This is a genomic window from Microbulbifer agarilyticus S89 (assembly GCF_000220505.1).
GTDB lineage: Bacteria > Pseudomonadota > Gammaproteobacteria > Pseudomonadales > Cellvibrionaceae > Microbulbifer > Microbulbifer agarilyticus_B.
The window spans coordinates 13,281-33,416 of the sequence record NZ_AFPJ01000004.1 but is presented as its reverse complement, the minus strand read 5'-3'; the positions used below and the strand labels follow the sequence as shown (position 1 = coordinate 33,416).

Below are 20,136 nucleotides of genomic sequence, written 5' to 3'. Positions count from 1 at the left end.
TTTATCTCCCGAATTTAGCGACGCAGAGTAAAGGCGTCAGACAGAACCAGCGTACGCAACATGTCGCGCATGCCACCGCCATTGCGCAGGTCTTCACTGACCGCGTGGATGATCAGGTCATCACTTGTGCCTTCTTCGCGCCCAACCACGTAGCGGTAGAACTGACGTGCAAAGCAGGCTTCGCCCTGATCACTGCTGGCAATTAGCGATGCCAGCTCCGGTACTGAGTAGAAGTCGTAGCTTTCGCTCGCCGGGTCTAGCACTGTAGCCGCGCTGTACAGGCTCTTGATGCTGCCGCTATCGTCAATTTCGCGCTGCTCGCCGGTACCGATGGTTTCGATGGTGCGATACAGGGCATCACTACCGAAACGCTCGAAGCCGAAGCCAACACCGTCAATAAACTGGTGACAGGCAGCACAGGCCGGATCTGAGGTATGCCGTGCAGTGGCTTCCCGATTGCTGTCGCTGTCTTCAAACACCACGTTGAAGTCCGCGGCCGCAGGTGGCGGGAATTCCTGACACATCAGTACCTCGCGCACGTAAACACCACGCTTGATCGGCGCCGGGTTTACGGTGCTGGTGCGGGAAGCGAGGAAGCTGCCGTGACCCAGCAGGCCAGTGCCACTGCGCGCGTCACCATTGGGGAAGTTGCGAATAGACCAGTCACCATTGGTGTTTTGCAAGCCATAGTGCGCTGCCAGTTCACCGTTCGCCCAGGTGTAATTCGCAGAGAGCAACTCACTGAATGCGTTGTTGCCGCGAATATTTTCCAGCACGAAGCCGACGGTCTCTTCTTTGAATGCCGAAATCAGATCCGCACTGCTGATCGCCGGGAACGGATACTGATTGTTGATCAGCCAACCGGAAATAAAGCGGCGCAGTCCGCGTTCTGCACGCGGGTCCGCCAGCAGACGGTCTACCTGTGCGGCCACATCAAAGTTTGCATCGCTCGCAGCCAGCAACAGGGTATCGTCTGGCGTGGTTACCCAGAAGGTGTAGGAAAGCAGGGTCGCGATTTCGTAGTTGTTCAGGCGGTACAGCCCGGTCGTACTATCCAGTTCACCCAGCTCGGAACGGTACATAAAGTGCGGCGACATCAGCATGGCCTGGACAACCAGGCGGCCATCGTCCTCACTGGTGTACAAGCCGGTGTAACGATCGATTTCCTGAGTCGTCAGCGGACGACGGAACAGGCGGAAGCCAAGTGTGTCGACCACACAGCGGTTATCGCCACAGCCATCAATCAAGCTGTTAAAGCCGAACTGGGAAACCGCCATGTCGGCAACCTGCTCCGAAACCTGCTCGTACCCCAGGGTGCGGTCGTTGCCGGCCGTGAGGAAGGAGGCGGTGTCGAAGTTGCGGAACAAGCCATCTGTCGGCACCGGCCCCATCACAGACTCATCGAAGGCGATACCGAAGACGTCGCTGACGCTATTGAGGTATTCCTCACGGGTCAGCAGACGCATGTTACGCGCATCGAGGTTACTGCCATCGCAGTCGTTGCCGGAACAATTACTCGTGCTCCAGGCTTCGTCCACAATCAGGCGGGCCGTTTCATAGGCACAAGCACCCGGCTGGTCGCCCGCACAACTGGCGGTGGCATCCATCGGCATAAAGTCTTCGATGTACTGCGTGAGTACATTGAGATCCCAATTACTGCCGGTACCTGCCAGAGCCGGTGCAACATCACCCTGCCCCTGATCGCCATGACAGTTTGCGCACTGGGCCGCGTAGAAATTCTGCCCGGCCTGGTAGTCGTTATTACTGCTCGGGAAGAGTGCCACCAGCGACAAGTCGTGCTGCGGAATCAGGAGTTGCACCTGAGGCTGCGACGGATCACCGACGATGTAAGGCGCCGCATCGCCACTCCAGCCACCGAATTCGGTGCCCAAAGGAGCTGCATCTGCATTCACGGTAATCACACTGCCGATTGCATAATCGCGCTCGCCATCGGCCGTGGTTCCGCCAATCACCGACACACGCGAGGTGTCGCCACCCACCGGCGCTTCCGGAACCCACGGTTCCCAGGCACCGCCGACAAAACTGGAGGACTCATTGATGTTGCGCTGGTCACCGGTCTGCTGACCGTTCCCACTGTTGAACACCAGATTGACTTCACCATTTTCCAGATCAGCTTCGTCTACTGAATGGCTCCACCAACCTTCGGTATCGGGACCGGACATCAACAGCCCAGGCCACTGAGTGAGCGCCTGGTCCTGGCCATTTACGGTTACCCAGAGGTGGACGAATACCTGATCCCAACCTTCCGGATTGTCGTAACGGACAGCAATTCCATTAAAGCCCTCTTCCAGAGTGGCCGTTGCGGTGAACTCGCCCAACACGGCTTGCACCGTAACCGCGCCTTGCCCATTACGGGTAACCAGGCCACTTTGATCAATAGTCGCCGGGCCGCTGGTCACGGACCAAACAACCTGCCCGTATACATTTGCGCGCGTACCGTCGGCACGCACACCGTAGGCAACCAGCTGGCGACTGCTATCCAGGGCGACATTGCCGGGGGCGATTTCCAGCTTGGTAATACTGACCTCAATACCCGTGACTTCGACATCCAGAGTTTCGGTAAATCCACCCTGCTGCACGGTAATCGTCGCGGTGCCATTTTCAGTGGTACCCGCACGCAACACGATAGTGCTTTGGTTCACCGACTCCACCGTTACGATCGACGAATTGCTCGACGTCACACTCGGAGCAACATCCACCGGTACGGTAAATCCGTTGTCGTACAGTGCCAGTACATCGACGTTCAATGCGTCACCCGCATTAAGGCGATTGTCATCGGCACGCACCACGATACCAACCTTCTGCGCATTGACGCTGTCAATCCAATTGCGGAACAGAGCTTCTGCCACTGGGTTGGTATACAGGGTGCCCTTAGGCATGCGGTTGTTATCGGTGGTCTGATAGATGTAGATCAGACTGCTGGCATGATCGAACGGACGCAGGCGTGCGGCACCACCGGTGGTTTCCACGTTTACCAGACGCATTTCGTCCAACGGCGTGTCGTACTGCAGATCCATAAAGCCGCTGGCGTGACAGTGCGAACAGTTGGTGTCGAGGTAGACGCGCGCACGCTCGTCCAGATCGGCACCGGTATCTTCCGCATCAACAAAGCTGCCATGGGTATCGGCACCACCAATATTCTGCGTAAACAGTGCGATGTTGTTGAACACATCCAGCTGGTTAGCGATGCTTTCAGCACCTTCGCCGTACTGGAGGTTTTTGTTCAGCTGACGAGTATGTACCGCCAGAGGCTCGCGACTGCCACTTCCGATGTGACAGGATCCGCAGTCGGCGGCAGACTGCACGGCCCTCTGACGGTTCTCGATACCGCCGTCCATCACTGTGAGTGATTCAGTAACCAGGTCAGCGTCGCTACCATCGCTGTTCCAGTAATAGTTTGCGGCCTGCCAATTACCGGTGTCCTGCCGAAACAGCACAGACGTGGTAAATGGCTTGGCTGGGTTATCTGCGGTAGCAATGCTCTGGTGTTTTACCAGTACCGAGCCGATCGGCAGGTCCCAGTTATTGGTACCGTCGAATGTGATCTGGCTGTCGTTCGGCAGGGCAATAAAATGACGGGTATCGGAGCCGTCAAACCAGCCATCGGTGTTCAGGTCGTATTCCAGTACGCCAGAAACCGGCACCAGGTTTTGCACATCGGCGAACAATCCGGTGGCAGAAAGTTTTGCCGGTATCACCGCACTTTGCGCATCGTCATCGACAACTTTGTAGATCGTCGATTGGCCGCCGTACTCCACACCGTAGGTGGAGACCAACAAGGTGTCACCACTCAGGTCGGTACCGAATGAGGCGATATTTTCCGGGAAAGCTTCGCTGATTAACTCCTTGGCTTCGCCGTCGACAATCGACCAGATACGTTTGGTCACGTAGTCACCGAAAACGAAACGACCGCTCAGGCCTGGCAGCGAATTTCCGCGATATACCACGCCACCGATAATGGAGTAACCGGTGGGATGGGCGTAACCATCGCGCGGCGGTTCGAAATCGGTACTGCAGTTTTTAGCGGGGTCGCCACCAAGGTCACCACGGTTGTTGGTGCCTTCACACACCGGCCAGCCGTAGTTCTTCCCTTTTTCAATCAGATTGACTTCTTCGAAGCCCGCTTGGCCGACTTCGGTTTCCCACAGGGTGTACGGCGCCTCGGTATCGAAGCTCCAGCGCCATGGGTTGCGGTGGCCATAAGACCAGATTTCTTCGCGGAATCCGGGTGCACCAACAAACGGGTTATCTGCGGGAATTTCGTAGTACTTGCCGTCCACCGGCTGTGCCAGCGGTTTAATGCGGATAAAAGTACCGAGAAGGTTATCGGTTTCCTGTGCGCCGTTATTGGTGCGGGGGTCTTCCGGGTAACTCATGGTGGCACTGTGGCCGTAGGCACCATCACCAACACCGAGGTACAGGTTATTGTCCTCGGGGTGGAACTGCATCATGCCACCCTTGTGGTCCGGGCCACGCTGCGGAATACGCAGGATTTCCACATTGGAGTTGGCAACCACCTGGGTCGGGTTGCTGGGATTATCTACTGTCCAGCGCGCGAGGATCGCGTCGCCGTAACTGCCATCCGGGGCGCGTTCGTTATCGTCGGTGCCGTGGATGTAATAAATATAAATATATCCGTTGCTGGCGTAGTTGGGGTCGAACGCCATGCTGAGCAGGCCCTGCTCGTGGTAGTTGCGCACCTCGTTGTCGATATTCAACAGGGTACTCACTTCGCCGGGCGCCACATCTTCCCGGTTCGGAAAAATGAAAATGGAGCCAGATTTATCCACCACGTAGATGGAATCGTTAATGCCATCGGAAATCACCATCACCGGGGACATAAACTGGCCCTGAAGATTCGGGTAGGCGATTTCAAAACGGTAACTACCGCCGGTGACATTACCGGAAATTGGGAAATTCAGCGGCTGTTCCAGCAATGGGCGCGTGGTAGGCGGCAGATCGACTACCGGCTCGGAGTCCAGTCCGCAAGCATCAGCTGCTTGCCACTGGTTCTGGATGTAACAGGGGTTGCCGTCGTAGGTAAGGTCCGCAGTTTGCGGCGCACCATTATTGTTGAAAATGATGCTCAGTGAAGTTGGCATCACGCCATTATTCAGGTGTGACTCAAAGTCGTAACAGAAATAGTCGCCCGATGCGGTCATCGCATTGCCGGGCCAGCCCGCCAAATTATTCACACTACCGCCGGGTTGCGCATTCCAGAAATAAATATGCGGCTGTGCGTAATTACCTGGATTATCGAAGCAGATACTGGTTGGGGAATTTTCGGGCGGCGGCTCGACCACTTCGGCTACGCTAATCGCTTTGCGGGCATCGTCGAAGGTAATGCGATAGCGGCCATTACTAACCTGATAGTCAGCTGCCGGGTAAGCTTCATCCCAGTTCTCGTAGTGACTGATCTTGAAGCGCGGGTTTGCGGCATCAAAAGTCTGCTCGGTGAACCAGACACCTTCATCGGCATCGTATTCCATCGCCGTGGTGCCCCAGTTATTCGGGGTGCCGCGGAACCAGGCTTCAGACCAGGTTTGCGCGCTCGCGCTTAATGGAAGGAGTAATGCCAGCGTAAGAAAAACACGCAGGCAAAGGCTAGCAACGGAGTGAGCCACTCCGGCTTTCTTCAGGGCAGAAATCATCGCTGTGCTCCGGGAGTTATTGTTATCCGGACGACCGTCATGGTTATACATGCGGCTTTTATTATTTTACTGACGACCTCTCAGTATATTGTCACGCCCTTTTTTGGGGCGAGCTTTTACGTTACTCCTTTTTTACCGAGGCGTACCTCCTCCCCCCCGGGGCGTAGTCATCGGCCCCGCCAGAATTGTGAAAACATGCACAACTTGCAGAAATGGCAGGCAAAAAAAAGCCGATATCAGAACACTGATATCGGCAAACCTTTCGACGAGAAAGAGAGGGTTGGTTCACACAAGGATGTATGTGGACTCGAAATACGTCTTCGAAAATTCGTTACTCAATAGTTATCGCGCGCTCACCTGGCTGGTTTCGCTCTGGCCAAGCAGCAGAATGTCGAATGCAGTATCAAATTTCAGCTCGCCATTTTCGACAACCGCTTCGGTACCAGAGTAGTAGTCTTTTACTACTGCGCCTTCGGCAAATACATCACCCGCCTTTACACTTTTCGCACCGGCCGGCATATCGATTGCAACCATGACACGATCGCTTTCGGTGTCATCACGCTCCAAAGTACGGGAGAAGATGTAGGGCGCTTCGCTCAGCTGCTTGTGCACACCAGCACCTACCGCCATATGTGACTGACGGAACTGACCGAGCTTTTTCCAATGGCTCAGGATCTCGCTGGTTTCGCTCTGCTGAATGCTGTCCCAGTCCATCGGCACACGCATGGACGCATCGCCGTAGGCCTGCTCATCAATCATTGGGCGGGCAATTTCATCACCGTAGTAAATCTGTGCGCCACCCGGTGCCAGCATCAGTTTCAGAGCAGCGCTTTTCACCTGCTTGCGCTCGCGATCGAACGAGTGGTGGTCATCGTGAGAGCCCAGGTAGTTCAGGACAGCAACACCTTCCAGCTCACCACCATGCAGAATGCTGGAGTAGTCACTGAAGATATTTTCCATATCCTGGGAGGCGTGGGCCGCGAAGCCCATATTGATCAGGCTGTCGAAACCGTGGTCGAAGAAATCGACCTTGCGATCACCGAAGTCGTAGTAACGGCCTTCACTGCTGGCGAAATTGTTCACGCCGTAATGGAAAACCTCACCGACCATGAAGAATTCACGATCATCCAGTTTGTCTTGCGGATTGTTTGCCTTCCACTCAGCGAAGGCCAGGCTCGCTTCTTTCTTCAGCAGGTTCCAGATTTCCGGTTCAACGTGCTTAACAGTATCGACACGGAAGCCAGACACACCGTATTCACGCACCCAGTCGGTCAGCCATTTCACGATGTAGTATTTGGGCGCACGCGGGTAGCCGGTACGCTCGAAGAAGGCATCCAGCTCAGCAACTTCCTGCTCCAGGCGGCCTTCACGCTGCCACTTTTCGGTGAGCTGAGGCGGCAGGTCCACCGGCTCTTCGCTCTCGGTCAGGATATCTGGCAGGTTGTCGGTCAGCGCACAGGTGACATTCTGGGCAAAGCTGCTCCAATCGCACTGCGGGTTGGTACGCACCCAGTCGGACGGCCACAGCGGATCTTCGCTGGTAACTGGGCCGGTGTGGTTGATGATCACGTCCAGAAAGATGCGAACACCTTTGCTGCGCGCTTTGGCAATCAGCTCCGCCAGCTCTTCTTCGGTGCCGAAGTTGGCATCCACGGTGGTCCAGTCTTTCGGCCAGTAGCCGTGGAACGCGTAAGTGCGCTTGTCACCCTCGTCGTAGCCGTGCACGTTCTCGATGATCGGAGACATCCAGATGGCGTCGACACCCAGGTCGGTAAAGTAGCCTTCTTCGAGTTTCTGGATCACACCGCGCAGGTCACCACCGTGGAAACCGCGCATATGGGCGGCATCGCCTTTACGGCCGTAGGACAGGTCATTGTCCGGGTTACCGTTGTGGAAACGGTCCGGGAGCATGAAGTAGATGGTCGCGTTGTTCCAGAACGGATCGGTGGCCGCGCTCTTGTCGCTGGCCGGCTCAGTCTGGGCTACATTCTGCGCTGCCGGTGCTGCCGCAGAGGCGCTCTTTGCGGGCTCGACGTCGCTGTCGGTACATCCGCTCATGGTCAGGGCTGCCGCTGAAATCAGGGCCGCCAAACTGGTCATTTTTCTCATTATCTTCCCTCCGTTGTTACAGAACGGTCATCACATAACCCTAATGTACCCCGCTCCCCCCCCAGATTCATCCTCCCGCGGCGGGGCGTAGATGAAAAAATCGACGGTCGGTGATAATCTTGACTCCCCGTCCGAGGGGCCGCCCACATGCACAGACAGCCAATAACAACAGGGGCGGTGACTCTGCGTCGGAGAAGAACAAACACTGCGCAGAGAGAAAACTTAGGGACCAGATTTCCAAATTTGTAGGAGTGAACATGCAGGACAAACCCGTCGTATTCGTGGTGGTAGACCCCAACGATGAGCGCCACGTAGCCCTGGACCGCGCCCTGGCCACCGCCCGTGAGCGCAACCCACAACCCAAATTGGCCGTATTCGTCGCCGTTGACGGTGAAGCCGTGGATACCCGCGCGGTGAATGATCACCTGTTCCGTGATGAATTCTGGTTCCGCGACCAGATTCGCAAGCCGATTGAAGAGGCCGGGGTGGAGTTCGATATCACCGTGTGCTGGTCGAGCGACTGGCAGGCAGCCATCATCCAGGAATCCAAGCGCTGCAACGCAGAAATGATCTACCTGCCGGTCCACGCCCGCAGCAGCAGCCGCTTCACCTTCGCCGAATCCAAGTGGCAGGTACTGAAGCAGGCCAAATGCCCGGTAGTACTGATTCGCCCCGGTGCACAGGACCGCCGTAAGGTTGTTCTAGCTACCGTCAACTATCAGGCGCAGACCACCCAGCAACGCCAACTGAACCGCCAGATCACCGAGCGCGCCAGCTACATTGCCGAGGTATATGGAGCCGAACTGCACCTGGTAAACGCCTACCTCGACTCCATGCTATACCCGGATCGCGGCGCCCTGGCCAAACTGGCCACTAAAACCGGCGTACCAACTGATCGCATTCACGTGAAGCAGGGCTATACCAACGAAGTGGTTGCGGAGATCGCCAAAGAGATCAACGCAGAACTGGTCGTCATGGGCACCCTGAACCAGTACGGCGAAACCGGCTCACTGCTGCGCGGCAACACCGCCGAGCGTGTCATCGGCTCGCTGGATATCGATGTAATGGTGTGTAACGCGTTTACCAATACTGCGCATTGATTCAGCACCCTCTAGCCCCGCCCGTGCGGGGCACCCCCTTTCCCGCTATTCGTGCCTGCGTGCCCCTCCTCCCCAGCCAAGGCTGAAGCACGCTTACGCCAGACATCAGATACTGCCAAACTGCCCCAGCTGCAAGAGAGACAACAATGTATAACAAGCTCACCCTGGCCGCCTTGTGGCTTGCGACCCTGCCCGCGATTGCCGACGTATCACCAGCCACAAACTCCACCGCCGAGCCAAATGTGCACGTCATCCCCGCCATCCCAATGCGCACCCTGCAACGGGAACGCAGTTATCGCGTGTACCTGCCCGAGGATTACCAGAGCTCCGACACGCGCTATCCCGTGCTGTACATGCACGATGGCCAGAACCTGTTTGATAACGCCACTTCGTATGCGGGTGAATGGGGCGTGGATGAGAGCCTCAACCGGTTGTCGGCACAGTGTGGGCTCGAATTGATTGTTGTGGGTATCGACAACGGTGGCGAGCACCGCATGACCGAACTTAACCCCTACGACAACGAACGTTTTGGTGCCGGCGAAGGGGATGCCTATGTGGACTTCCTGGTGAAAGAACTGAAGCCGCTTGTCGACCGCGAATACCGCACGCTCTCTGGGCGTAAACATACTGCGGTAATGGGAAGCTCCATGGGCGGGCTGATCTCGAACCACGCCATCAACCGCTATCCGGATGTGTTCGGCATGGCCGGAATCTTCTCCCCGTCCTACTGGATAGCACCGCAGATGTTTGACTCGACTAAACGTAACCCGCGGTTGCAGGAAACCCGCACCTATCTGTTAACCGGAGCACTGGAGGGCGACGAGATGAGCGCGGGGCATCGCAAGATGCAGGCGCTGCTGGAGAACAATGTGCCCGCAGCGCAATGGCATGCGGAGCTGGACCCGCAAGGTGCGCACAATGAAGCGTTCTGGCGGGAAGAATTTCCGCTGGCAGCGACTTGGCTATTTGGTGCGCAATGTAAAAGCGAATAAGTACCGGCCGCAAAAATCCGCCCTCTGCCTACCCCCGACGCAGGAGGTCAGGTTGCAAGCAGGAGGCGGGTATTAACTAAGCACAATTATTTGGCCGCGCCCTGAATACTGGCAAGAAATTGCTCGTGGGAAGGTAGCTGCTTTACCGTACCCTGGATCAGGGTCTGCAAGCTACCCATCAAATCAGTCAGCTGACTATCACTTAGTCCGTCGGCTATCACATGATGATCCTCAGGCATTACACCCTGCCCGATAAGCACCTGCTGCCATGCGACCTCAGTAAATAAATCATCAAAATCCCTAAACGCCTTCCCAGACTTGCGAAACAACTCTATTTTCTCCTGCAGGGAATCCGGAACCGCCATTTCCTCACACTGTCGCCAGAACTCACTGTCGCGACGCTGATTAGCCTTGTAATGCAGAATGATAAAATCGCGAATGCGCTCACTTTCCACCTGAGACTGGCGATTGTATTCGGCCACCTCTTCCGCACGAATTCCGCGATGTGGAAAGCATTTTATCAGCCGCGTAGCTGTAGACTGAATCATATGAATACTGGTTGACTCCAGCGGCTCCAAAAACCCGCTGGAAAGCCCAATCGCCACAACATTCTTACGCCACGCCTCACGTCGACGACCAGTGCGGAAGCGAATTACTTTCGGGTCTGCGAGGGGTTCCGCGTCGAGATTGGAAATGAGAACTTCGCGCGCCTGCTCATCTGTCCAATGGCGACTGGAATACACTATCCCATTACCTGTGCGATGCTGCAGCGGTATCCGCCACTGCCACCCAGCTTCATGTGCAATCGACCTCGTATAAGGGACAATGGGTTTTACCAGCGCGCTGGGTACGGCCTGCGCACGGTCACATGGTAGCCAATGAGACCAATCGTCATAGCCGACTCCCAATGCTTTGTGAATTAGCATTGCAGCCATACCGGTGCAGTCAACAAACAGGTCGCCCTGTACCTCGTTGCCACCTTCTAGAACTAATTTTTCGACGTAGCCACTTTCAGGGTTGAGCTTGACTTCATCTACGGTCCCTTCAATACGCGTGGCACCCTTGGCCTCTGCATACTTGCGCAAAAACTGCGCATACAGACCCGCATCAAAGTGATATGCGTATGAAATGCCCGGCAGGTTAGTACCTTTGATCTGGCTCAAAGGGGAAAATTTATTGTTTTTTGCAGCCTGATAATTCAGCGAGTAATCCCAAAGGCTTTCCGTTCCGCCATTCTGGCGATGGCGAACCCAAAAATGGTGAAAGTCACAGAAAGGAAAATTTTTACCGATCGTGCCGAAGGCGTGCATGTAGCTATCACCCTGCGTCAACCAGTTTTCGAACTGGATACCCAGCTTGATAGTACCCTTGGTTTCACGCAGGAATTCTTTCTCGTCTAAACCGAGTGCCTGGTTAAAGTTAATGATCGGCGGGATGGTGGCTTCACCAACGCCGACGGTACCAATCTTGTCCGACTCAACCAGAGTAATGTTGATTGATTTGCCAAGCACCTTGCACATCAGCGCGGCCGTAATCCAGCCGGCCGTGCCGCCACCTAAGATAACCAGATTTTTTACTACTTTGTTATTCACGTTATTTCGCAAGCCTGTCAATGAAAGAGTCTTGTGGGATGCTGCACTGCTAATCTAGCAAAAAGTATACATTGCTCGGAACACCATCCCACATGCGTTTATAAGAACGCCCAGACAAAAAAAAGCCCCTGCAACACAGGTTGCAAGGGCTTTCGACCTAAGGTCTAGACTAACCTAGGCATTACAGCTTGTAGCTGAAGCCCATCAGGTAAGTCTTGCCGTAGCTCTGGTAGTCGCGAACCTGCAAAGAATTGTCGCCACTCAGGGTGGTAAACGGCTCGTCGGTCAGGTTCTGGCCCTGCAGGAATACGGACAGTCCTTCCAGACCACTGATGCCGGACTCCGCAAAATCGTAACCAATTTGCGCATCAACCAGGGTTTCGCCAACTACGTCCACCTGTTCGGTTTTGAAGCCAGTACCGTACACTTCGCCTTTGAAGTCATCGCGCTTACGCAGGCTGGTACGAGCAGAGAAGCCGTGGTTGTCGTAGTACACAGTGAAAGTCTGGATACTCTCAGACAGGCCTGGCAGTTCATACTCATCGCCATTCAGGTTTTCGATGTCCTGGCTCAGGCCAGTGTGGCTGGCGATAAGACCAAAACCATCAAGGCTCTCATGGAAGATGTTGAACGGCAGGGAGCCAGACAGTTCGTAGCCCTGCAGCGTACCACCGCCACCATTCACCTTACTGTAGCGAGTCGCCAGAGAACCAGCTCCAGCAGGGGCTCGCGATGGATCGTATCCAGGCATTTCAGCGATGTCGACTACGTAGTTGTCATCAAAATGCCAGTTGCTCAGGTCTTTCCAGAACAGCGCAACAGAGAAGTAACCCTCTTCGCTGAAGTAGTTTTCGTAGGAAAGGTCTACGCCGATAGCTTCTTTCGGCTCGAGCACAGGGTTACCGCCGCCCACAGACCAGAAGTTACCGTTAGCATCTTCATTGGTACCCGGGGTGACACTTACGGAAGAGTTCATCTCATCCATGCGTGCACGGGAAATGGTCTTGGCAGCACCAAAACGCACGGTCTGGGCATCGGTCAGTGCCAGCGCCATATTCAAGCTGGGCAGGAAATGACCGTAGTCGTGATCAACGTTGTTCTCAACACCGACAACCAGTCCGTCTAGAACATCACCGGCATAGCCTTCGGAGCGCTGGTCGGTGTGCACGTAGCGCGCACCCAGGTTACCTGTCAGCGGGAAGCCTGCAACTTCAGTTTCGAAGTTAGCCTGTACAAACGCAGCGGTAACCGCTTCCTGCACGGTGTAAGAACCGGTGAGGTGCTGAATACCAGTCAAAGCTTCGTCGGTCAGGGTGTAGTAACCATCGCGCAGCAGGCCGCGTGCGTCGTACGCAACCATGTCACCCATACCGATAAAGTCGAGGGACGTGCTACCCAGACGGTACTCTTCAGGAACAACCAGAGTGCCTTCAAACTCAGTCGGGAAACCTGCAAGGGTCATGTAGTAACCCTGCGAGCGCTTGGTCTTTTCGCGATCACGGTAAGAGATACCGTAGCTAATTTCATTGACGATACCAGCTTCAACCATTTGGGTCGCAGCCAGTTTCAACGAGGTCAGCTCGTCATCAATTTCCGGAGTATTCAGGAAGCCGTCCTGACCAGAGTTTTCCAGCGGAGTGCCAGTAATACCCAGGCTGTCATTCAGCGCCTGGCTCCAACCCCAAGTCAGCGGGCCACCCAGCTGGATCAGGTCAAAATCACTGTAATCCAGTTCATGAGTGAAGTTCACTCCAGTGTTGCCCGGCTTGAAGGTATAGCTCAGGTTGTCGGCAACGCCGTTGTCGTTACCACGGCCGGTACCCGCGTAGCTTTCGAAGCTCCAGATCTGACGCTCAACCGCAGAGTGGCTGACATCAAACTCCAGTTGCAGATCGTCGGTCGCTTCAAACTCGGCATTGAAGCCGAAAGAAGTCAGCTCCGCCTTGCGGCTTTCAAAATCGTTACGGACGACTACGCGCTGGCCGTCGGTATTTGCACTGGTGATAAAGCCAGTCGCAGGATCAACGTCAGCAAAATCTGCAGACAGGGAACCCTGGCCCCAAGCAAACGGCACTTCGATACCGCGCAGAATTTTTTCGTCAGCAAAATCTACGTACAGAGCATCAAAGGTTGTGTTCAGGCGGTCATTGGGCTGAGTCTGAACAACCAACATGACCGAGTCACGATCCAGTACAGAAGAACGTACGAATGGCTTGGCACCGCCAAGAATTGAGTATTGCTCACCATCTACTTCAAATTCAGGGTAACCCCAGGAGTTCCAGCGCTCTTCCTGGCTCGGAGAGCTCATGGAGTTTACAGCCAGTGCCACACCAATGGTGTCATCGGCGAACTGGTCAATATAAGAGAAGGTGAAACGCTGGCCTTGATCTTCGCCGTCTGGATTCAACTTATCGAATCCAGTCATTTCCATCTGGCCGTTGAACTGCACAGTGCGCTCACCGCGCTCCAGCGGCTTGACGGTTTGCATGTCAATCACGCCGGCGATGCCTTCAGCATCGATACTGGCCTGCGGGGTTTTGTGAACGGTAACACCGCTCATGATCTCGGATGGGTAGAGATCAAACTCAACACCGCGGTTGTCAGAGATGGAAACCTGCTCGCGACCGTTGAAGGTAGTGGCGCTCTCATTTTCACCGAAGCCACGGATGGATACACGGCTTGAACGACCGTCCAGACGCTGGGTCGCCAAACCCGGCAGACGAGAGATTGCATCAGCAATAGAGGAATCCGGCAGCTTGCCAATGTCTTCAGCAGAAATGGCTTCTACTACCGACGAGGCGTCGCGCTTGGTTCCGATAGAGTCCATCACACTCTTGCGGAAACCGGTAACAGTAATTTCTTCCAGTGAGGTGTTTCCCTCTTCCTGGGCAAATACGCCGGCTGAGCTCGCGGTCGCAGCAATAGCTACGGACAGCAGCGCCGGGCGAAAACGCTTGTTGGTCAGACTCATCATCTTCTCCCTTGGATTTATGGTTATGGTGAGTACCGCCATCCTAGGCCTACCCAATATCCTTAGCCTCCACCCCCAGGGGGGGAGGAGGAGGGAGAATTAAGGGCCGGCAGACGTTTTGAGGAGGAAATGGAGCCGGCCGAGGTCACCATCGCGGGCGGATTATACATATCGGCCAAAATTTGACCAGAGCAATTCTACACCCGCTAAACCCAGAGCCAAAAAAGGGAGAGGTTTGCTTAGCGCTCCAACCAGGCAGCAGCACCGATCAGCGCCGGATAGCCGGCCTTCAGAACCTCCACCCGGACACCTTGCAACCAGTCGCCGAGCTGGCCTTTGGTGACGAAGCGCTGTTCGAATGCACTTTCCGGCAACAGGGATTCGATGCGTGGCAGCACGCCGCCACCGAGGAATACGCCACCGCGGGCAACGTAGTAGAGGGCGGCGTCGCCGGCGGCGCTGCCGAGGAAATTGAGGAAGTCGATCAGGGTTTCGCGACACATTGGGTCGGAGTCATCCAGGCCGCGACCGCTTACGTCAGGCGGGGTCAGGTCTTCCGCCGGGCGGCCGTGCAGGGCACACACTGCGCGGTAGAGGTTTACCAGCCCGCCACCACTCAGCACATACTCGTTGTATACCGGCATCTGCTCGCGGGCGAGGATCCGCAGAAGCTCCAGCTCGCGCTCGCTGCCGGCGGAGAGGTTGGCATGGCCACCTTCGCCCGGCACCACGCGGTAGCTGCCGCCTTCGCTCACCAAGCCGGCTACTCCGAGGCCGGTACCCGGGCCAAGTACAACCATCGGCCCGCCCTGCTGCGCGGGGACATCGCGCAGGGCCCACTTGTCATTTTCCGGCAGGCGCGGCAGCGACAGCGCCAACGCGGCAAAGTCATTCACAACCAGCGCGCGTTCAAGTGAAAAACGCGCACACAGCTCTTCAGCGCGAATATCCCAGCCCAGGTTGGTCATGGTCACGCGACCGCCCTGCGGGGTCTTTTCCACCGGGCCCGCCACCGCGACGCACGCCTCTTTTGGCATCTCGCACGGCAGCGCCTCAATCCACTGACTCATTGCAGCGTAGAAGTCACCAAACTGCGCGCAGTTCACCACCTGAATAGCATCCAGCCGATAACCCGTCCCTTCCGGAATGGCCACCGCAAAGCGGGCGTTGGTACCGCCGATATCTGCGACGATTCTGGTCATGAATGCGTTCCTTGGGTCGACACGAGGGGCTCAAGGCCCTGTAGTAAATTTACAAAAGTGCTGCGAAGGCGCGCTAAGGTAATGATTTCAGACAATAAATTCCAGACCCTGAGCACAAAAAACCGCCCGAAAATGCAGAAACCAGCCAGCTTGGGAGGAAGCTTGCGCCACCCCAGCTACGTAATAAAACTACGAAACAACCAAATTTTTCGTCCGGCCTACCCCTTCACGGCACCCGCAGATAGCCCGGACACGAGAAACCTCTGCAGCGACAAAAACAACAAAATGACCGGCAGAGACACCAGAATAGACCCTGCCGCGAAGTAGCCCCACTCCGAGGCGTAGTCGCTGACGAAGAAGCGCAAGCCCACCGGCACCGTGTAGCGGGATTCATCATCCATAAAAATTGAGGCCAGGATGAACTCGTTCCAGGCCGTCATAAAGGCGAACAGGCCGGTAACCGCGATGGCCGGGCGTGCCAGCGGCAGGATGATGCGGATGAAGATGGTCCAGCGACTCGCGCCCTCCAGCAGCGCGGACTCCTCGATCTCGTAGGGCAAGGAGTCGAAGTACCCCTTCAGCATCCACACGCAGAATGGCAGTGCGGTAATGGCGTACACCAGAATCAATCCCAGCCAGGAATTCCCCAACCCCAGCCACTGCACCACGATGACATACAGCGGGATCAGCATCAGCACCGCGGGGAACATCTGCGAAATCAGGAACAGGGTCAGCCCCCGCTGGCGCCCGGCGAAGCGGAAGCGAGAAAACGCATAGGCGGCCGTGCAGCTCAAGCTCAGGCCAACGATAGTGGTAGCCACCGCGACCACCAGGCTGTTGCCGATCCAGCGCAGGAAGGGTTGCTCGGTCAATACCGCGCGAAAGTTGGCGAGGGTCCACTGCTCCGGCAACGGAACCAGGGCCAGCAGCTGCTGCCCGACACCCGCATCGGGGGGCAACTGCACCAGGGTCAGCGACTGCTGCCCGGAGAAGGCGAGGCTCACAACCCACAGCAGCGGATAGATTACGATCAGGACGGAGACAATCAGCAGCGCGAAGCGCCAGCTAAAGATATCCCGCAGCGCCCGCCTCAGCGCAACCGCTTTGCCCTGCCCCAGGCGGCCAATCACAGCATTCATCGCACCGCCTCCATGGTCCGGCTCACCCGCATCTGCCATACCGCGTAACAGAACAACAGGGCGAGGATCACGATCGAATAAGCCGCCGCGTAGGCGTACTGATATTTCTCGAAACCGATACGGAACGCCTTGGTGATCAGGATATCGTTGGCCCCGGCCGGGGCACCGTCACTCACCAGGTAGATCACGTTGAACATGTTGAAGGTCCACACCACCGACAGGATCACCGCCGGGATCAGCACCGGTTTCAGCAGTGGCAGGGTGATGGAGCGGAACTGGAACCAGCGTCCGGCGCCCTCTACTCGCGCCACCTCATACAGCTCGCGCGGTATCGACTGCAGGCCCCCGAGGATCACCACCATCATAAACGGGATACTCAGCCATACATTGGTGACCACGCCGGTGAAAAAGCTCGCGCCGATGGAGTCAAACCAGGCCACCGGCGCCACCCCCAGCACCTGCAGGCCCTGGTTAATCACCCCGAACTGCGGGTGAAACATACCCTTCCACACCAGCGCGGTAATGTAGTTGGGAATGGCCCAGGGCAGTATCAACAGCAGGCGGAAGGCATTGCGCCCGAAGATCGGCTTGTCCAGGGCCAGCGCCATGATCAGGGCCAGCCCCACGGCGAGGATGACATTGCTCGCGGTCCACAGAATAGTGATCAGCAGGGTCCAGTAGAAATTGTCGAAGTCCAGGCTGCGCGCCACGCCCTCGCCCCGCCACAGGTCGAAATCCCCAAGGATCGCGGCGTAGTTGTCGAGGCCGACAAAGCGCGACCACAGCGGGGTGTGCTCGTTGAATACCGTAGTGTCGGTAAAAGACAGGATGAGTCCATACAGGAGCGGGAAGAACACCAGCACCAGCATGCCCAGCATGGCCGGCAGAATGTACAAGTAGGCCGTACGATTGGCATGCCAGTTGGCCATCAGCCGCCGCCGGTAGCGTGTCCACAACCACAGCGCAGCCAGCACCAACGCAACGGGCACCAGCCACAGCCAAATGGGCACCTGCGCCGTGACCTCACTGCGCTCACGGGAGCGCTCGAGCCGCGCGAGATCCCCCTGCAACTGGCGCTGCAGCAAATGCAATTCGGCCTCCGGCTGCGCCGCGCCTTTGACCACTTTCTTCAACAGGTTTTTTAGCGGCACCCACACCAGGGTCATGGCCGGCAGATTGGGAATCGGCACCGCCTCTTCCAACTGGCGCCGGAACGCCATGGCCGTGTCATTATTGGCGATGCTTGGATGCGCGAAGGCGCGGGTATTCGCCGGCAGCTGGCCACCCTGAATGGCCATCCGCTCGGCCGACTGACGCCGGGTAAGGTATTCCATGACCGCGACTGCCGCCGCGGGGTTGGCCGAGCGCGCAGAAAGGAATAACCCTTCTACCGCCACCCAGGGCGCCAGCGGCCGGCCGCTTTCGCTATTCAGCGGCAATGGCACCACGCGGTAATTCACTTCAGGGGCAATCTCGCCGAGCATCCACGGGCCGCTGATCGCCATTGCCGCGCGCCCCTGGTTGAACAAATTGGTAACCAGGGCACTACTGGGTTCTTCCGGCAGAATCCGCTCTTCGCGCGCCCAGTCCACCAGCATCTCAACGGAGGCGATATTGCCCGGGCTATCCACGTCCAGGCTTCCACCGCGGCGAAACGGTCCCGGGCCGAAGCTGTTCATCAGCATGCCGTGGAAAAACGGCTCGGTGTAAACATACGTGAGGCCGAAACGTCCGGCGCTACGGTCGGTGTGTTGGCGGGCGATGGCCACCATGTCGTCGGTGGTCGCCGGCGCAGTCGCCACCAAGTCAGTATTGAGAATCAGGGCCGGGCTTTTGAATGCCAGTGGCAGGCCGTAAAGATCGCCGGCGAAGGTCATCGCGTCGATAAGGTTGGGCGGGAAGCGCTGGCGCAAGCGCTCACTGACAAGGCGATCTATCGGGGCCACCGTGTGCCCGGCACTGGCCCAGCCGCCCAGGCGGTCGTGCGCAAACACAAACAGATCCGGCCCCTGCCCGCGCGGCAGGGCGGCAGACAGTTTGTCGGCGTAGCCCCCAAATGGCACCGCCAACGCGTTCACCTGAATATCACCCTGGCTGCGGTTGAAGTCTTCGATCAACTGTTCAAAGGCGACGCGCTCCGCACCGCGGTACCCGTGCCACAGGGACAGGGTTTCCCGGGCGTTGACCTGGCTGGCCAGCAACAGCAGTACAAGCAGCCGCAATAGACACAGAGAGTGCCGGGCGCCTCGCCAGTTCAGCACTGACTGACTCCTGCCCTGGCGCACCCGGAACGGATACGCTGCTGGCTGGCGCCATCAAACAGGTACAGCGCGGTGGGATCAAAGGCGAGCTCGAGGGTATCGCCGAGGGGGAAGGCGCGCAGCCCGGCCAGTCGTGCCACCAGCTGCGCAGATCCGGCGCGCAGGTGCACCAGCATCTCCGCCCCCAGACTCTCCACCAGCTCGATACTGCCCGTCAGGCGTGGCCAGTTGGCGGGCGCACTCGCCGCGTACACCAGCTTCTCCGGGCGCAGCCCCAACAGCAGTTCCCGGTTGAGCCCCTGCAGTTGCCCGTGGGGCAGCGTGAGCAGGTCGCAGCTCAGTTGTCGGCCATCGTTCGCCACCTGCAGCAGGTTCATCGGTGGCGAGCCCATAAAGCCCGCAACAAAGGTGTTGTCCGGGTCGTTATATAGCTCCAGTGGCGTGCCCACCTGCATGAGTTCACCGCCATTCAAAATGGCGATACGAGTGCCCAGGGTCATGGCTTCCACCTGATCGTGAGTAACGTAGACCGAGGTGGTGCGCAGCTGGTGGTGCAGGCGGTGGATCACGCCACGCATCTGCACGCGCAGTTCCGCATCGAGGTTGGACAGGGGTTCGTCGAACAAAAACACCTGCGGGTCGCGCACCATGGCCCGTCCCAGCGCCACACGCTGGTTCTGGCCACCGGACAGCTGCCCTGGTTTGCGGTGCAGTAAGTCGGCAAGCCCGAGGGTTTCGGCCGCGTCGCGCACCCGTCTTTCAATACCCAGCTTGGGGAAATTGCGTACGCGCAGGCCAAACGCCATGTTCTCGAACACACTCATGTGCGGGTAGAGGGCGTAGTTCTGGAACACCATGGCGATGTCCCGGTCTTTGGGGGGAAGGTCATTGACCCGGTGACCGCCAATATACAGGTCACCGGCAGAAATCGATTCGAGCCCGGCGATCATGCGCAGGGTGGTGGACTTGCCGCAGCCGGAGGGTCCCACCAGCACCATCATTTCGCCATCGCGAATTTCCAGGTCGAGCCCCGGTACCGTCGGCGGACCGTCGTCGTAGCGCTTGCTGACTCCACGAAACTCAATATTGGCCAATGGC

The 20,136-nt window shown here is 57.2% G+C and carries 10 protein-coding genes; 2 read left to right on the top strand and 8 right to left on the bottom strand.

Features of this window, described 5'->3' with window-relative positions; all coding sequences use genetic code 11:
* Positions 1 to 14: 14 nt before the first annotated feature.
* On the bottom strand, positions 15 to 5,672 hold the full coding sequence (locus AS89_RS0100145; RefSeq protein ID WP_010130170.1) for a PQQ-dependent sugar dehydrogenase: 5,658 nt from the start codon (positions 5,670 to 5,672) through the stop codon (positions 15 to 17).
* Positions 5,673 to 6,014: 342 nt separating this feature from the next.
* On the bottom strand, positions 6,015 to 7,781 hold the full coding sequence (locus AS89_RS0100140; RefSeq protein ID WP_237709605.1) for an alpha-amylase family glycosyl hydrolase: 1,767 nt from the start codon (positions 7,779 to 7,781) through the stop codon (positions 6,015 to 6,017).
* 257 nt (positions 7,782 to 8,038) lie between these two features.
* On the opposite strand from AS89_RS0100140, the gene AS89_RS0100135 reads away from it, so the two are divergent.
* Together AS89_RS0100135 and AS89_RS0100130 are read left to right on the top strand one after the other, a co-directional pair.
* Entirely contained in the window at positions 8,039 to 8,881 is an 843-nt protein-coding gene (locus AS89_RS0100135) for a universal stress protein (protein ID WP_010130166.1), read from the top strand.
* 146 nt (positions 8,882 to 9,027) lie between these two features.
* The gene (locus AS89_RS0100130; protein WP_010130165.1) at positions 9,028 to 9,873 is read left to right on the top strand and encodes an alpha/beta hydrolase; all 846 of its coding nucleotides are present in this window, start codon (positions 9,028 to 9,030) and stop codon (positions 9,871 to 9,873) included.
* An 86-nt stretch (positions 9,874 to 9,959) separates the two neighbouring features.
* Here the strand turns inward: AS89_RS0100130 and AS89_RS0100125 are convergent, their stop codons facing one another.
* From AS89_RS0100125 to AS89_RS0100100, 6 genes are all read right to left on the bottom strand, one after another.
* Positions 9,960 to 11,465, bottom strand: a complete 1,506-nt coding sequence (locus AS89_RS0100125) for a tryptophan halogenase family protein (RefSeq protein WP_010130164.1) — start codon at positions 11,463 to 11,465, stop codon at positions 9,960 to 9,962.
* Between the two features lie 181 nt (positions 11,466 to 11,646).
* Positions 11,647 to 14,436: a TonB-dependent receptor gene (locus AS89_RS0100120; RefSeq protein ID WP_010130163.1), complete on the bottom strand. Its 2,790-nt coding sequence runs from the start codon at positions 14,434 to 14,436 to the stop codon at positions 11,647 to 11,649.
* A 239-nt stretch (positions 14,437 to 14,675) separates the two neighbouring features.
* Positions 14,676 to 15,638: a glucokinase gene (gene glk / locus AS89_RS0100115; protein ID WP_010130162.1), complete on the bottom strand. Its 963-nt coding sequence runs from the start codon at positions 15,636 to 15,638 to the stop codon at positions 14,676 to 14,678.
* Positions 15,639 to 15,856: 218 nt separating this feature from the next.
* Positions 15,857 to 16,777, bottom strand: coding sequence for a sugar ABC transporter permease (locus AS89_RS0100110; protein WP_010130161.1), 921 nt, complete (start codon positions 16,775 to 16,777; stop codon positions 15,857 to 15,859).
* Positions 16,774 to 19,038 carry an extracellular solute-binding protein gene (locus AS89_RS0100105; RefSeq protein ID WP_010130159.1) on the bottom strand — a complete coding sequence of 755 codons (2,265 nt, stop codon included), beginning with the start codon at positions 19,036 to 19,038 and terminating at the stop codon, positions 16,774 to 16,776. Before AS89_RS0100105 ends, AS89_RS0100110 begins: the two co-directional genes overlap by 4 nt.
* Positions 19,032 to 20,132: an ABC transporter ATP-binding protein gene (locus AS89_RS0100100; protein ID WP_010130158.1), complete on the bottom strand. Its 1,101-nt coding sequence runs from the start codon at positions 20,130 to 20,132 to the stop codon at positions 19,032 to 19,034. Before AS89_RS0100100 ends, AS89_RS0100105 begins: the two co-directional genes overlap by 7 nt.
* Positions 20,133 to 20,136 lie beyond the last annotated feature (4 nt).

Bases quoted from the DNA above. Each gene is read 5' to 3' on its own strand.
- AS89_RS0100130 (WP_010130165.1), top strand. From the start codon at position 9,028: ATGTATAACAAGCTCACCCTGGCCGCCTTGTGGCTTGCGACCCTGCCC.
- AS89_RS0100145 (WP_010130170.1), bottom strand. From the start codon at position 5,672: ATGATTTCTGCCCTGAAGAAAGCCGGAGTGGCTCACTCCGTTGCTAGC.
- AS89_RS0100140 (WP_237709605.1), bottom strand. From the start codon at position 7,781: ATGAGAAAAATGACCAGTTTGGCGGCCCTGATTTCAGCGGCAGCCCTG.
- AS89_RS0100110 (WP_010130161.1), bottom strand. From the start codon at position 16,777: ATGAATGCTGTGATTGGCCGCCTGGGGCAGGGCAAAGCGGTTGCGCTG.
- AS89_RS0100120 (WP_010130163.1), bottom strand. From the start codon at position 14,436: ATGAGTCTGACCAACAAGCGTTTTCGCCCGGCGCTGCTGTCCGTAGCT.
- glk (WP_010130162.1), bottom strand. From the start codon at position 15,638: ATGACCAGAATCGTCGCAGATATCGGCGGTACCAACGCCCGCTTTGCG.
- AS89_RS0100135 (WP_010130166.1), top strand. From the start codon at position 8,039: ATGCAGGACAAACCCGTCGTATTCGTGGTGGTAGACCCCAACGATGAG.